The sequence below is a fragment of the Nocardia sichangensis genome (assembly GCF_047200615.1).
Lineage (GTDB): Bacteria > Actinomycetota > Actinomycetes > Mycobacteriales > Mycobacteriaceae > Nocardia > Nocardia sichangensis.
In genome coordinates this window covers 56,350-72,806 of the sequence record NZ_JBJZOK010000021.1, presented here as the reverse complement: position 1 = coordinate 72,806, position 16,457 = coordinate 56,350, and the positions used below count along the sequence as shown (strand labels likewise).

Genomic DNA, 16,457 nt, shown 5'->3' with positions numbered 1-16,457 from the left:
GCGAGACAGAGGAAATCCCATGGTCGAAGCGGCGAATGACATCGCTATCGTCGGAATGTCGTGCCGGATGCCGGGCGCTTCCGACCTGGAGAAGTTCTGGCGGTTGCTGCGCGAGGGCCGCGATGCCGTCGGGCAGGCGCCCGCCGACCGGCCCGGTCTCGAGGAGACCGCGGGATTCCTCGACTCGGCCACCGAATTCGACGCCGGATTCTTCGGCGTCCCACCGAACGAGGCGAACGCCATCGACCCCCAGCAGTTGCTCGGGCTCGAGCTCAGCTGGGAGGCGTGGGAGGACGCCGGTCTCGGGGACGCGACGGGGGCGCGGGCTGGCGTGTTCCTCGGCTGCACCGGCACCGATTTCGCCGAAATCGTTGCCGCGCAGGGCAGCACCGGCGTCGGTCGGCATTCGCTGTGGGCCGTCGGACGAGGGGTCATCGCCAACCGGATCTCGAACTACTACGGGTTCACCGGGCCGAGCATGGTCGTCGACAGCGGGCAGTCCTCGTCCCTCGTCGCGGTGCACCTGGCCTGCGAATCGATCCGCGGCGGCGAATGCGAGGTGGCCGTGGCGGGCGGGCTTAATCTCATCCTGTCTCCGTTGAGCGGCGAACGGTACGAGCAGTTCGGCGCGCATTCGGCGTCGGGGAAATGCCACACCTTCGACGACCGGGCCGACGGTACCGTCCGCGGCGAAGGCGGCGGCATGATCGTGCTCGAGCCGGTGGAGCGTGCGATCGCCGCGGGACACCGGATCTACGCCGTGATCCGTGGCAGTGCCGTCAACAACGGCAACGAGCGGCAGGTATTGAGCGCCCCGAGCGGCGCTGCCCAGGCCGCCGTCATCCGGGCCGCGCTGACGGCGGCCCGGGTCGACGGCGCATCGGTGCAGTACGTGGAATTGCACGGCACCGGCACGCCCGCGGGCGACCCGGTGGAGGCGGCGGCGCTGGGCGAAATCTACGGCGCGGGCCGCCCGGCGGGCCGGCGGCTGGCCGTGGGTTCGGTCAAGACCAACATCGGGCATCTGGAAGGCGCCGCGGGAATCGCGGGATTGATCAAGACCGCACTGTGCCTGCGGCACGGGCAGCTCGCGCCCAGCCTGAACTTCCGAAACCCCAATCCCCGTATCCCGCTGGACGAGTTGGGCCTGCGGGTGCAGACCAGCACGCAGCCGTGGACAGGCGACGCGCGTCGCCGGGCCGGTGTCTCGTCGTTCGGGATGGGGGGAACGAACGCGCACGTGATTCTCGAGGAGGCGCCCGCGACGGCTGCCGTCGAGGTGACCGGCGAGACCCGGCCCGCGGTGTGGCTGCTGTCGGCCCGGAACCGGGAAGCCTTGCGGGAGCAGGCTGTTCGTCTGCGGGAGTGGCTGGCGGAGCACCCGCGAGCCGGTACCGCCGAGGTAGCGTACTCGCTCGCCCACACCCGGACGCCGATGGAGTGGCGGGCAGCGGTGGTGGGCTCCGGCGCCGATCGGATGCGTGCCGGGCTCGCCGTCTTGGCCGACCCGGCACCCGACCTGGTCGCCGCTGATCCCACGGTGGTGTCCGGCCGGGCCGCGGCGCGCCGGGTGGTGTTCGTGTTCCCTGGCCAGGGCAGCCAGTGGGTGGGAATGGGCGCCGGACTGCTGGCGTCGGACGAGGTCTTCGCGGCGTCGATCGCGGAATGCGAGGCGGCGCTGGCGCCGTTCGTGGACTGGTCGCTGACCGATGTGCTGCGCGGGACGCCGGGAGCCGCCTCGCTGGATCGCGTGGACGTGGTGCAGCCGGTCCTGTTCGCGATGCTGGTATCGCTGGCAAGGCGGTGGCAGGCGGCCGGTGTGCGGCCGTCCGCGGTGGTGGGGCATTCGCAGGGCGAGATCGCGGCCGCGGTGGTGGCCGGTGGACTGTCGCTCGCGGACGGGGCGCGCGTGGTGGCCCTGCGATCGCGCGCGGTCGCGGAACTGCTCGCGGGCTCGGGCGGTATGGCGTCGGTCGGCTTGCCGGGTGGCGCGGTCGCCGACCGGCTGGCGGCCTTCGGCGGCCGATTGTCGGTCGCGGCGGTGAACGCGCCCGGTCAGACCGTGGTGTCCGGGGCGGCCGACGCGATCGAGCGGTTCCTGGCCGAGTGCGCGGCGGAAGGGATCTGGGCGAAACGTATTCCGGTGGACTACGCGTCGCATTCGGCGGCGGTGGAACGTATTCGCGACCGCGTGCTGGCCGACTTGGCGCCGATACAGCCGAAAGCCGGTGCGATTCCGTTCTTCTCGACGGTGACGGCCGAGTTCGTGGACACCTCCGGCCTGGACGCGGCGTACTGGTATCGCGGGTTGCGCGAGCAGGTGCGATTCGCCGAGGCGATCGAGGCGTTGCTGCGCGCGGAGATGACGGCATTCGTGGAGACGAGTCCGCATCCGGTGGTCGCCTCGGCGATCGAACTGGTGGCCGAGGCGTTGGGCGCGACCGACCGAGTGGCGGTGTGCGGCACGCTCCGGCGTGGTCACGGGGGCCCGGAGGAGTTCGCCACGGCGTCGGCCCGGGTCTACTGCGCGGGTGTCGACGCGGTGGCGGCGGAATTGGCTCCGCCGGCCGCGCGAGTCGACCTGCCGGTCTACGCGTTCCAGCGCCGCCGGTGCTGGACGCCGGAGGTCGGCGCGGGCGCGGCGGATCTGCGCCGTGCCGGGCTGGTCGCGCCGGATCATCCGATACTGGGCGCTGCGGTGCCGGTGGCGGAGCGCGACGAATGGCTGTTCACCGGGCTTCTGTCCCCCGACACCCAGCACTGGCTGGCGGATCACCTCGTCTTCGGGGCTCCCGCGGTGCCCGCGGCGGTCTGGCTCGATGTCGCGTGGAGCGTGGGCGCTCGGGTGGAGGCCGCGCAGGTCGAGGAACTGCGGATCGAGGCGTCGCTGCCCGCGAACACGCCGTGGACGATCCAGGTGCGCGTCGCGGCAGCCGACGGGAGTGGTCGGCGGACGTTCACCATCCACGCCCGGCCCGCCACCGGTGCCGCTGCGGAATGGTCTCGGTGCGCGCAGGGAGTGCTGGCCGGAGACCGAGACGAGATCCCCGCTCGGCCGGACGTCGAGTGGCCGCCCGCCGGAGCCGAACCGGTGGCCGCCGAGGAACTCTACGACCGGCTGGCAGGCCGCGGGCTCGGCTACGGTGTGGCATTCCAGGGCGTCACGGCGTCCTGGCTGCGCGGTCGCGACGCGTTCGCCGAGGTTTCGCTCGACGAGTCGGTCGGCGATCGAGGCCGGTTCGGCATCCATCCCGCGCTGCTCGATGCCATGGCGCACGCCGCGACGGATCTGCTCGCCCACGACGCACCCGCCCGGACGCCGATGCCTCTGTCGTTCACCGGCGCTCAGCTGTATCGCTCCGGCATCGCCGCCGCCCAGGTGCGGATCGAGCGGGTCGATGCGGACACCGTGCGGGTGACGGCCGTCTCCGAGGACGGCGAGCCGGTTCTGGTGATCGGCTCGCTTCGGCTGCGCATGGTCGATCGGGTGATGGACGACTCCCCGGCGGCGGTGCCCGTGTCCGCGCCGACGCGCCGCAGGCGCGCCGCGGTAGAGGGTCCGCTCGCGCCGCGGCTGTTCGCCGTCCCCGAGCCGGAGCGCGACGCGCTCGTGCTGAACGTCGTCGCCGAACAGGCCGCCGCAGTACTCGGCTACGAGTCTCCCGAGGCCGTGCCCGCCGATCTGCCGTTCACCGCCTTCGGATTCGACTCGCTGAGCGGCGTCCAGTTGCGCGACCGGCTGGCCGCGGCCACCGGACTGACGCTGCCCGCGACGCTGATGTTCGACCACCCCACGCCCACCGCGGTGGCGCGGCTGGTGCGCGCTCGGCTCGAAGGGACCGATCCCGCCGCGCCGCGTACCGTGCGCCGCGCCCGATCCGACGAGCCGATCGCCATCGTCGGGATCGGCTGCCGCTTCCCGGGCGGTGTCGGATCGGCCGAGGACCTGTGGCGTCTGGTCGCCTCCGAAACCGACGCGATCACGCCGTTTCCCGAAGACCGGGGATGGGACCTGGAGCGGCTGTTCCATCCCGATCCGGACGAGCCGGGCACGGTCTACATCCGCGAAGGCGGATTCCTCTCCGGCGCGGCGGAATTCGACGCCGGGTTCTTCGGCATCGGGCCGCGGGAGGCGGCGGCGATGGATCCGCAGCAGCGGCTGATGCTGGAAGTCGCCTGGGAGGCGTTGGAAGACGCGGGCATGGACCCCGCCGCGCTCCGCGGTACGGATGCCGGTGTGTACGTCGGCGCCTGCGCCTCCGGCTACGCCGACGGCGTGACCGGGGAGTACGAGGGTTTCCGGCTGACCGGGACGTCGCACAGCGTCATCTCCGGCCGCGTGGCCTACGCCTTCGGCCTGGAAGGTCCCGCGGTCACGATCGACACCGCGTGTTCCTCGTCGCTGGTCTCACTGCACCTGGCTTGTCAGGCGCTGCGCCAGGGCGAGACCTCCCTGGCGCTGGCCGGTGGGGTGAGCATCTCGGCGAGTCCGGCGCTGTTCGTCGACTTCGCGCGTCAGCGGGGGTTGGCGGCGGACGCGCGGTGCAAGCCCTTCTCCGCCGCGGCCGACGGCGTGACCTGGTCCGAGGGCGTCGGCGTGCTGGTCGTCGAACGCCTCGCCGACGCCCGTCGCCTCGGGCACCGGGTCCTGGCGGTCGTGCGCGGTAGCGCGATCAACCAGGACGGTGCGAGCAATGGCCTGACCGCGCCGAACGGTCCGTCGCAGGAGCGGGTGATCGCGGCGGCGCTGGCCGACGCGGGGTTGCGGCCCGCTGATGTGGACGCGGTGGAGGCGCACGGAACCGGTACCGCGCTGGGCGATCCGATCGAAGCGCAGGCGCTCATCGCCGCCTACGGCGCCGAGCGAGCGGAACCGCTGCGCATCGGATCGGTGAAATCGAATATCGGTCACGCCGTCGCGGCCGCCGGTGTCGGTGGCGTGATCAAGATGGTGCAGGCGTTGCGGCACGAGATCCTGCCGAAGACAGTGCATCTCGATGCGCCGAGTCCGCACGTGGACTGGTCGGCGGGTTCGGTGCGGCTGCTGAGCGAGCCGGAGCCCTGGCCTGCGGGCGACCGGCGGCGTCGTGCCGGGGTGTCGTCGTTCGGTATGAGCGGGACGAACGCGCACCTGATTTTGGAAGAAGCTCCGTCGCAGGCGATTTCGGCAGAGACGCCTTCCGCCGCAGATGATCCGGGTGATGGTGATCGCGGTGTCCGGACGTGGACGGTGTCCGCGCGCACCCCGGAAGCATTGCGTGCGCAAGCGGTTCGGCTCACCGAATGGCTCACCGCGCAACACGACGTGAACGTGGCGGATGTGGCGCACACACTGCTGCGGCACCGCGCGCAGCTGGAGTTTCGCGCCGCGGTGGTCGGGCGCGAACTCGGGGATCTGCGGTCCGGGCTCGCGAGTCTGGCCGAAGCCTCCGACAGCGATTCCGTGGTCACCGGCCGTGCCACGGCGCGGCGGGTGGCGTTCGTGTTCCCGGGTCAGGGCAGCCAATGGCCCGCGATGGGCGCCGAACTGCTCGCCACGCATCGAGTTTTCGCGGAGTCGATCGCGGACTGCGAGGCGGCGCTGGCGCCGTTCGTGGACTGGTCGCTGACCTCCGTCCTGCGTGGGGAGCCGGGCGCGGCATCGTTGGACCGGGTGGATGTGGTGCAGCCCGCGCTTTTCGCGGTGCTGGTGTCGCTGGCGCGAGTGTGGCGGGCGAGCGGTGTGGAGCCCGCCGCGGTGGTGGGGCATTCGCAGGGTGAGATCGCGGCGGCTGTGGTGGCGGGCGGGCTTTCGCTCGCCGACGGCGCGCGTGTGGTCGCCGTCCGGTCCCGGATCGTCGCGGAGGAACTGGCGGGCGCCGGTGGCATGGTGTCGGTCGGGCTGGCGGCAGAGGCGGTCGCGGACCGCTTGGCCGGGTTCGGGGACCGGTTGTCGGTGGCGGCGGTGAACGGGCCGGGGCAGACCGTGGTGTCGGGGGAGACCTCCGCCGTGGACGAATTCCTCGCGGCCTGCGCGGCCGACGGTGTGTGGGCGAAACGGATTCCGGTGGACTACGCGTCGCATTCGGTCGCGGTGGAAGCCATCCGCGAACGAGTCCTGACGGAGCTGGCTCCGGTCGCGCCGGTATCCGGTTCGGTGCCGTTCTTCTCGACCGTGTCCGCGGACTATGTCGACACCGCGACGCTGGACGCCGCCTACTGGTATCGCGGCCTGCGCGAGCCCGTCCGGTTCGCCGAGTCGGTCGCAACGCTGCAGCGAGCGGGTGTGAACGCCTTCATCGAGGTCAGCCCGCACCCGGTTTTGACCGTAGGGATCGAGCTGGCGGCGGATGCGATCGGCATGTCCGGCCGCGTCGCCGTGCTGGGCACCCTGAGACGCGAACTCGGCGGGCCGGAACAACTCTCGCTCGCGCTGGCGCGCGCCCACTGTGCCGGTATCGACCTGGCCGCACGGGCATTGGCGCCCGTCGCCACCCGGGTGGACTTGCCGCGGTACGCGTTCGAGCGCAAGCGGCACTGGCTGGCGCCTGGCGGTGTGCCGAATATTCGGCAGTCGGGTCTGGACGAGGCGGCGCATCCGTTGCTGGCGGCGATGGTCCGGCTGCCGGACAGCGACGAGGCGGTGTTCACCGGCCGGCTGTCGCGTTCGGCGTATCCGTGGCTGTCCGATCACGCTGTCGCGGGTGTGGCGTTGCTGCCCGGAACCGCCTTCGTGGAGCTCGTCCTGCACGTCGGCGCGGTGGTCGAGTGCACGCGGGTGTCGGAACTGGTGCTCGAGGCGCCCTTGGTGGTGCCGTCGTCGGGGACCGTCGAGCTACGGGCGGTGGCCGCCGCACCGGACGAGTCGGGCAGGCGCAGGGTGTCGGTGTACTCCCGGTCGGACGAGGCCGCATCCCGTGTCGGGCACGATGCGGCCGACCGGAGCTCGGGCACGCCGTGGGTCCGGCACGCCGTCGCCACGATCACCGCCGAAGCGGATGCGGACGAGGCGTCGGTCGTGGCCGTCCGCCCACCGGCCGCTGTGGCCGCGATCGATATCTCCGCTGTCTACGCGGAGTTGGCCGAGCGGGGCTACGAATACGGTCCGGTGTTCCAGGGACTGACCGCCCTGTGGCGCGGTGACGGCGAAATCTTCGCCGAAGTGACACTGCCGGAGCCCGGCCGCGCCGGCGCCGAATTCGGCGTACATCCGGCGTTGCTGGACGCGGCGCTGCACGCGGTCCTGCTCGGCGGGCTCGTCTCCGACGTGCCGGATGGGACGGTCGCGGTGCCGTTCTCCTGGGAGAACGTCAGGCTGTACGCGACGGGAGCGACCGCGCTGCGGGTCCACGCGTCCCTGTCCGGCTCCCCGTCCGCCGGACCGCGGATCGCGGTGACCCTCACCGATACCTCGGATCTGCCGGTGGCCGAGGTGGGCTCGTTGACCATGCGCCCGATCCCGGTCGAGGCACTCGGACGGTCCCGGCCGCGCAGCGAGGGACTCGGCTACCGGGTGGAGTGGGTCGCGTCGTCCGCGCCGGAAGTCGCGGCCGCCGGGGTCTGGAGCGAAGCCGAAGACGGCGACACCGTGCGCGTCGAGGGACGGGTGGCGACGGTGATCCGGCTCGACGAGGCCGCGGGCGGCACTGTGCCGGAATCGGTACGGAATGTAGTGACCGCGGTGACCACGCGGGTGCAGCGGCTGCTGGAGCGGAAGACGCCTATCGTCGTGGTGACTCGCCAGGCCGTGGCGGTGCATCCCGGTGAATCGGTGGATCCGATCGCGGCCGCGGCGTGGGGATTGCTGCGCACCGCCCAGAGCGAGCACCCGGACCGAATCCTCCTCGTCGACGTCGACGACTGGACCGCATACCGGGAGTGCGTCGGCCTCGTGATGACCACGAGCACCGAACCCCAGTTCGCCGTCCGCCGTGGTGTCGCGCACGTTCCGCGCTTGCACCGGGCAGCGGGCGACGTCGGGAACGCGAGCGTGGCGACGCGTGCTTCGGCGTGGGCGCTGACCCACCATGGCAAAGGTGCGCTGACCGGCGACAACCTGACGCTGATCGAGACGCAGGAGGCGTCGCGGCCGCTCGGCCCCGGTGAGGTCCGGGTGGCGCTGCGGGCGGTCGGTCTCAATTTCCGCGATGCCCTCATCGCCTTGGGGATGTACCCCGATCCGGACGCTGTGCTGGGTGTGGAGGGCGCCGGTGTGGTGGTCGAGGTGGGTTCCGAAGTGCCGAATCTCGTGCCGGGTGAACGTGTTTTCGGGTTCTTGACCGGTGTGGGGTCGGTGGTGGTGGCGGACTGCCGGTTGTTGGTGCCGATTCCCGCGGGGTGGTCGTTCGCGGAGGCGGCGGCGGTACCCGCGGTGTTCGCGACGGCGTTCTACGGATTGGTGGATGTGGCGGGGGTTCGGGGCGGGGAGCGGGTGTTGGTGCATGCCGCGACGGGTGGGGTGGGTATTGCCGCCGTGCAGTTGGGGCGGTGGTTGGGTGCGCGGTTGGTGGTGACGGCGAGTCGTCCGAAGTGGGATGTTCTGCGGGGGTTGGGTTTCGGTGACGAGGAGATCGGTGATTCGCGGTCGCTCGATTTCGAGGGGAAGTTCCGTGCGGGGCTGGGTGGAGTGGATGTGGTGTTGGATTCGTTGGCGGGTGAGTTCGTGGATGCCTCCCTGCGATTGCTGGGGGCTGGTGGCCGGTTCGTGGAGATGGGGTTGCTGGATCGGCGTGATCCCGAGCGGGTAGCCGCCGAACACCCCGGGGTGCGGTACGACAGCTTCGTCCTGCTGGATGTCGCGCCGGAACGGCTGCGGGAGATCCTGACAACGGTCGTGGAACTGTTCGAGGCCGGGATCTTGACGCCGTCCCCGCTCACCGCATGGGACCTGCGGCAGGCGCCCGAGGCATTGCGTTTCATGAGTCAGGCCCGGCATATCGGTAAGAACGTGTTGACTGTGCCTGCACCGTTGCGGCCTGAGGGCACGGTGTTGATCACGGGTGGTACCGGTGGGTTGGGTGCGTTGGCTGCTCGTCATCTGGTGACCGAGTACGGGGTGCGCAGGCTCGTGCTGGCGAGCCGACGCGGCCCGGATACACCGGGTGCGGCCGAACTCCGCGAAGAGCTCGAGGCTCTGGGTGCGCACGTGGAGGTCGTCGCCTGTGACGCGGCGGACCGGGACGCACTCGAGACGACGCTCGCGGCGATCCCGTCCGAGCATCCCCTGACCGGCGTCGTCCACGCCGCGGGTGTGCTGGCCGACGGCCTGTTCACCGGCTTGACGGCGGAGCGGGTCGCGGAGGTGTTGCGGCCGAAGGTGGATGCGGCGTGGAATCTGCACGAGGCGACGCGGCATCTGGATTTGTCTATGTTCGTGTTGTATTCGTCGGTCGCGGGTGTGATCGGTAATGCGGGGCAGGCGAATTACGCGGCGGCGAATGTGTTCCTGGACGCGCTGGCGCAGCATCGGCGGGTGAACGGCCTGGCGGCGACCTCGATCGCGTGGGGACTGTGGAGTCGCAGCACCGGTATGACGGGCGCGTTGGGTGATGCCGATATCGCCCGTTTGCGGCGGGAGGGTTTCCCGCCGTTGGGCGAGCGCGAGGGGATGACTCTGTTCGACGCGGCACTCGCGGGCGGCGCATCGTCGTTCGTGGCTGTCCGCGTCGACCGTGACGCACTGGCGGAAACCAAATCCCGTGCCCTGACAAGCGATTTGGTGCGGCCGTCCCTCCGCCGGGTCGCCGGTGCGGTGGCGCAGCGGCCGGAACTGGCCACGCGGCTGGCGGGTCGCTCGGCTGCCGAACAGGACCGCGTCGTCCTCGATCTCATCCGCGCCCAGGCGGCGGCGGTGCTGGGGCATACGAGCGCCGAGTCGATCCCGGCGGACAAACCGTTCCGCGACATCGGCTTCGACTCACTCGGTGTCATGGAATTCCGCAACAGACTGTCGGAAGCCACCGGTCTGCAACTGCCGTCGACGCTGGTCTTCGACCATCCGACCGCCACAGCTATGGCGAAGCTGGTGCGCTCTCTGGCGGCGCCGACCGCCGCCGAGCAACCCGCCGAACAGGCGCCACGCCGGGACCGCGCGGTCGACGAACCGATCGCCATCGTGGGCATGAGCTGCCGCTTCCCCGGCGGGGTCACCTCACCGGAGAGTCTCTGGGACCTGCTGGTCGCCGGCGTGGACGCCAGCGGAGACTTCCCCACCGACCGCGGCTGGGATCTCGAGCGACTGTTCGACGCCGACCCGGACAAACCGGGTACCTCCTACACCCGCCGCGGCGGATTCCTCGCGGACGCCGGTGATTTCGACGCCGGTTTCTTCGGCATCGGTCCCAGGGAGGCGTCCGCCATGGACCCCCAGCAGCGCTTGCTGCTGGAAGCGACCTGGGAGGCGCTCGAGAATGCCGGTGTCGACCCGGTCGCGTTGCGTGGCAGCGATACCGGCGTCTTCGCCGGAGCGTGCTCATCCGGCTACGGCGACCGGGTCACCGGAGAACTGGAGGGCTACCGCCTCACCGGCACCACGCACAGCGTGATCTCCGGCCGGGTGGCCTACGTCTTCGGTTTCGAAGGCCCGGCCGTCACCGTGGACACCGCGTGCTCCTCGTCGCTGGTCGCCCTGCATCAGGCCACCCGCGCCCTGCGCGACGGAGAGACCTCGCTGGCACTGGCCAGCGGTGTGACCGTCGCGGCCGATCCGTATCTCTACGTCGACTTCGCCCGCCAGCGCGGCCTGGCGCCCGATGGACGCTGCAAATCGTTCTCCGCCGACGCCGACGGCGTCGGATTCGCCGAGGGCGTGGGGGTGCTCGTGCTCGAACGGCTGTCCGATGCCCAGCGCCTCGGGCACTCCGTGCTCGCTCTCGTGCGCGGTAGCGCGATCAACCAGGACGGTGCGAGCAATGGCCTGACCGCGCCGAACGGTCCGTCGCAGGAGCGGGTGATCGGGGCGGCGCTGGCCGACGCGGGGTTGACGCACGCGGATGTCGACGCGGTGGAGGCGCACGGAACCGGGACGACGTTGGGCGATCCGATCGAGGCCCGGGCCCTGATCAATGCCTACGGGCGCGACCGCGCCGGTCGCCCGCTGCTCATCGGGTCGGTGAAATCCAATCTCGGCCACACCATCGCCGCCGCGGGCGTCGGTGGCGTGATCAAGATGGTGCAGGCGCTGCGGCACGAAACCCTGCCGAAGACACTGCACGCGGACGAGCCGAGCCCGCATGTGGACTGGTCGGCGGGCGCCGTGCGACTGCTGACCGAGGCAGAGGCGTGGCCCATCGGGGACCGGGTCCGCCGGGCGGGCGTGTCGTCCTTCGGCGTCAGCGGCACCAACGCGCACGTCATTCTGGAAGAGGCGCCCGCGGCGGGGCTGTCACCGATCGTGCCCGCTCCCGGGCCACGCATCGAGACGGTCGTGCCCTGGCTGGTGTCGGCCGAATCCGAGTCGGGCCTGCGGTCGCAGGCCGAGCGGCTACGGCAGTGGTCGATCCGCCACCCCGACGCCACACCATGGGACACCGCCCACGCGCTGCTCACCACCCGTGCGCAACTGCCGTGGCGCGGCGCCGTCGTCGGACGCGACCGGGACGAACTGCTGGCCGGGCTGGCCGAATTGGCCGCAGGCAGCCCGGGCGCGATCGCGGCGAAGACGAATGGGGCGGGCCGGACGGCGTTCCTGTTCACCGGGCAGGGCGCTCAACGCGCCGGGATGGGCGCCGGTCTGTACGCGGCGTTCGGCGTGTTCGCCACGGCCTTCGACGAGATCTGCGCCCATATCGATCCGCTGCTCGGCCGGTCGCTGCGGGAGCTGGTCTTCGACCCGGACGGCGCCGGTCTGCTGGAGCGGACCGAGTTCACCCAGCCCGCCCTGTTCGCGTTCGAGGTGGCGCTGTTCCGGCTGCTGGAATCGTTCGGCGTCGTTCCGGACGTGCTCATCGGACATTCGATCGGCGAACTGACCGCCGCGTATCTCGCCGGGGTGTGGTCACTGCCGGACGCGTGCGCGCTGGTGGTGGCGCGTGGGCGGTTGATGGGCGCATTGCCCGGCGGCGGCGCGATGCTGGCCGCGGCGATCCCCGAAGAACAGGCGGTGGATCTGCTCGAGGAGTTCGCCGGTGAGGTTTCGCTGGCCGCGGTGAACGGTCCGGGAGCGGTGGTGTTCTCCGGCGCGGCCGCCGCGATCGCCGCGATCGCCGACCGGCTGGCCACGGCGAACGCGCGGACTTCACGGCTGCGGGTGAGCCATGCGTTCCATTCGGCGGCGATGGAACCGATGCTGGACGAATTCCGCCGGGTGGCCCGAGGCTTGACCTACCATCGGCCGTCCCTGCCGATCGTGTCGAATGTGTCGGGCGCCCTGATCGATGCCGAACCGACCGACCCGGACTACTGGGTCGCCCAGGTGCGCGGGTGCGTCCGGTTCGCACCGGGGATCGCCACCCTGATCGACGACGGCGTCCGGCGGTTCGTCGAGGTCGGCCCGGATGCCGTGCTGGCCGCCATGGTTCGGCAGTGTCTGGCCGAAAAGCCCGACGCGGAAGCGGAATCGATCGTGGTCGCGGCCGCTCGGCGCTCGACCGACGAGCCGGACCAGCTCGTGACCGCGCTGGCGCAGGCCACCGCCGGAGGAGTGCCGGTGGACTGGACGCCGCTGTTCGCGGGCCGCGCGGTCGAGCGGGTAGCACTGCCGACCTACGCGTTCGAGCATCGGCGGTACTGGTTGCCACCGGTCCGGGTGGCGGATGTCTCGCGCTCGGGACTGGACGACGCGGGTCATCCACTGCTGGGCGCTCTGGTGCGGTTGCCGGATTCGCCGGATGTCGTGTTCACCGGGCGATTGTCCGGAGCGGATCATCCGTGGCTGGCCGATCACGCGGTCGGCGGGGCTGTCGTGTTCCCCGGCGCCGCCTTCGTCGAACTCGTCTTGCACGTGGGCGCGGCAGTGGACTGTCCCGCGGTGTCGGAGCTGGTGATCGAGGCGCCCTTGCCGGTGCCCGCGGCGGGTGCCGTCGAATTGCGGGTGGTCGCCGGTGGGCCGGATGAATCCGGTGCACGGGCGGTCACGGTGTATTCGCGGTCGCGGGACGGCGAGGAGCCCGGTGCCGACTCTGCCGAGTGGGTACGTCACGCGACCGCGACGGTGGCCGCGCGAGCGGATGGCCCGTCAGCCGCGTCGGTGGCGACGAGCTGGCCACCGGCAGGCTCGACCGCGCGTGAACTCACCGGCGCGTATGCGGATCTGGCCGAGCTCGGCTACGAGTACGGCCCCGCGTTCCGGGGGCTTTCCGCGCTGTGGCGCGGCGACGGTGAGGTCTTCGCCGAGGTCGTGCTGCCCGAGTCCGCTCGATCGCAGATCGGCGGGTACGGAGTGCATCCGGCGCTGCTGGACGCGGCGCTGCACTCCGTCCTGCTCGGTGGGCTGGCCGAATCGGAGGACGGCGCGGTGGCCGTGCCGCACTCGTGGGAGAACGTCAGGTTGTACGCGGCCGGAGCGACCACGGTGCGAGTCCATGCCGCCGTATCCGCCGTAGCGGCGGGAGAAACCCGAATCGCGGTGACGCTCAGCGATGTCTCGGGGCGGCCCGTGGCCGTGATCGGTGCGTTGAGCCTGCGCAGGCTCTCGGCCGATGTGTTCGCGTCGGTGCGCCGCCGCGCCTCCGGCTACGGCATCGACTGGATCGCACTGCCCGCCGTCGAGCCGAGCCTGACCGCGGCCTGGGAAGTCGCAGGTGATCTCGAGACCGTGCAGGTCGCGGGCGCGGACGCGACGGTGGTCCGCCTCGAAACCGAGGCCGAGAAGGGTGAGCTGCCCGCGATTGTGCGAGCGGTGGTGACCGCGACGACGAGTCGCGTACGAGAGCTGCTGGAACGAGAGGGTCGGGTCGTGGTGGTGACCCGGCGGGCGGCGCCGGTCCATGCCGGTGAGTCCGTCGACCCGGCCGCGGGAGCGGCGTGGGGAATGCTGCGCACCGCCCAGAGCGAGCACCCGGAGCGGATCCTGCTCGTCGACGTCGGCGACTGGGCCGATTACCGGGAGAGCGTCGTCCTGGCGCTGACTCTGAACGCCGAACCGCAACTCGCCGTCCGCGGCGGCATTCCGCACGCACCGCGTCTCCACCGTGCCGGGCGCGCGGATGACGCCCGCCTGCGTGGCGCGGAGCTATTGGTCGCCGGGACTTCCGACCACCGGGAATGGTCGTTCGCGCCGACCGGGAAAGGCACCCTGACCGCGGACAATTTCGGCCTGCGCGTACTTCGGGACGCCTGGGAGCCACTGGCTCCGGGGCAGGTGCGGGTGCGCACGATGGCGGTGGGCCTGAACTTCCGGGACGTACTCGTCTCGCTCGGCACCTACCCCGATCCGGACGCTGCGCTGGGTGTGGAGGGCGCCGGTGTGGTGGTCGAGGTGGGTTCCGACGTGACGAACCTCGTGCCGGGAGATCGAGTCTTCGGGTTCCTGCCGGGTGTGAGGTCGGTGGTGGCGGTTGATCGCCGATTGGTGGTGCGGATGCCTGCGGGGTGGTCGTTCGCGGAGGCGGCGGCGGTGCCTGCGGTGTTCGTGACGGCGTTTTATGGGTTGGTGGATGTGGCGGGGGTGCGTGCTGGGGAGCGGGTGTTGGTGCATGCGGCGACGGGTGGGGTGGGGTTGGCTGCGGTGCAGTTGGGGCGGTGGTTGGGTGCGCGGTTGGTGGCGACGGCGAGTCGTCCGAAGTGGGGTGTGTTGCGGGGGTTGGGTTTTGGTGAGGGGGAGATCGGTGATTCGCGGTCGCTCGATTTCGAGGGGAAGTTTCGTGCGGGGCTGGGTGGTGTGGATGTGGTGTTGGATTCGTTGGCGGGTGAGTTCGTGGATGCGGGGTTGCGGTTGTTGGGGCCGGGTGGCCGGTTCGTGGAGATGGGGATGCTGGATCGGCGTGATCCGGCACAGGTAGCCGCCGAACATCCCGGAGTCGCCTACACCGGTTTCATGCTCATGGACCTGGCGCCCGATCGGCTCCACGAGATCTTGACCCGCATCGTCGATCTGTTCGAGGCGGGTGTCCTCACTGCGTCTCCGCTCACCGCATGGGACATCCGGGATGTGCCCGAGGCATTGCGATTCATGAGTCAGGCTCGGCATATCGGCAAGAACGTGCTGACGGTGCCCGCGCCGTTGCGGCCTGAGGGGACGGTGTTGATCACCGGTGGTACCGGTGGGTTGGGTGCGTTGGCGGCTCGGCATCTGGTCACCGAGTACGGGGTGCGCAGGCTGGTGCTGGCGAGCCGACGCGGCCCGGATACACCGGGTGCGGGGGAGTTGCGCGACGAGCTCGTCGCTCTCGGCGCGCACGTGGACGTGGTCGCTTGCGATGCGGCGAACCGGGATTCGTTGGATGCGGTACTGGCGGCGATCCCGCCGGAGCATCGGTTGACCGGTGTCGTGCACGCGGCCGGGGTGCTGGCCGACGCGCTGCTGGAGAACATGACGGCGGAGCGGATCGCGGAGGTGTTGCGGCCGAAGGTGGATGCGGCGTGGAATCTGCACGAGGCGACGCGGCATCTGGATCTGTCGATGTTCGTGTTGTATTCGTCGATCGCGGGTGTGGTCGGTAATGCGGGGCAGGCGAATTACGCGGCGGCGAATGTGTTCCTGGACGCGCTGGCGCAACACCGGCGGGTGAACGGCCTGCCCGCGACGTCGATCGCGTGGGGGCCGTGGCAGCAGAGCACCGGCATGACGCGGACACTCGCTGACGCCGACTTCGCCCGTTTGCGGCGGGAGGGTTTCCCGCCGTTGGGCGAGCGCGAGGGGATGGCGCTGTTCGACGCCGCGCTGTCCGGTAGCAGGGCCGCGTTCGTGGCGGCCCGCATCGACCGGTCCGCGCTCACGGAGATCGCCGATCACGACCCGCGGCCGATCATGCGCGACCTGGTCGGACCCGACCGGCGCCGAGCCGAGACCGTGGTGGGTGGATCGCCGCAACCGGTGAACCGCCTTGCGGGCCTGTCGACCGCCGAGCAGGACCGCGTCGTCCTCGATCTGATCCGCGCCGAAGCCGCGGCGGTTCTCGGGAGCGCCGCCGAGACGATCGCCGCCGACAAACCCTTCAGCGACATCGGATTCGACTCACTCGGTGTCATGGAATTCCGCAACCGGTTGAAATCGGCCGCGGGCGTCCAGGTGCCCGCGACGGCGATGTTCGACTACCCGACTCCGAGGGACCTGGCGGGCTATCTCCGCCAGGAGATCGCTCCGGTGGAGGACCCGGCGAAACGGCTCGCCGCCGAAGTCGAAGCGCTGGCCCACAGTCTCGCCTCCGCCGAACTCTCCGCCGCCGACCGGTCGTCCCTGGCGACCACATTGTCCGCCCTGCTGCGTGAACTCGAAGGCAGGGACGCCGGCGCCGCCGATCCGGGCGGCGACGCCGACCACCTGGACACCGCGGACGATCACGAACTCTTCGAGTTCATCGACAACCTCAGCTGACCTC

At 71.0% G+C, this 16,457-nt stretch carries 1 protein-coding gene; it reads left to right on the top strand.

The window, feature by feature from the left end; translation table 11 throughout:
* Positions 1–19 precede the first annotated feature (19 nt).
* Positions 20–16,453, top strand: a complete 16,434-nt coding sequence (locus ACL03I_RS26360) for a type I polyketide synthase (RefSeq protein ID WP_412807190.1) — start codon at positions 20–22, stop codon at positions 16,451–16,453.
* The last annotated feature ends 4 nt before the right edge of the window (positions 16,454–16,457 follow it).

Excerpts from the sequence above, each read along its gene's own strand:
- ACL03I_RS26360 (WP_412807190.1), top strand. The coding sequence starts at position 20 with ATGGTCGAAGCGGCGAATGACATCGCTATCGTCGGAATGTCGTGCCGG.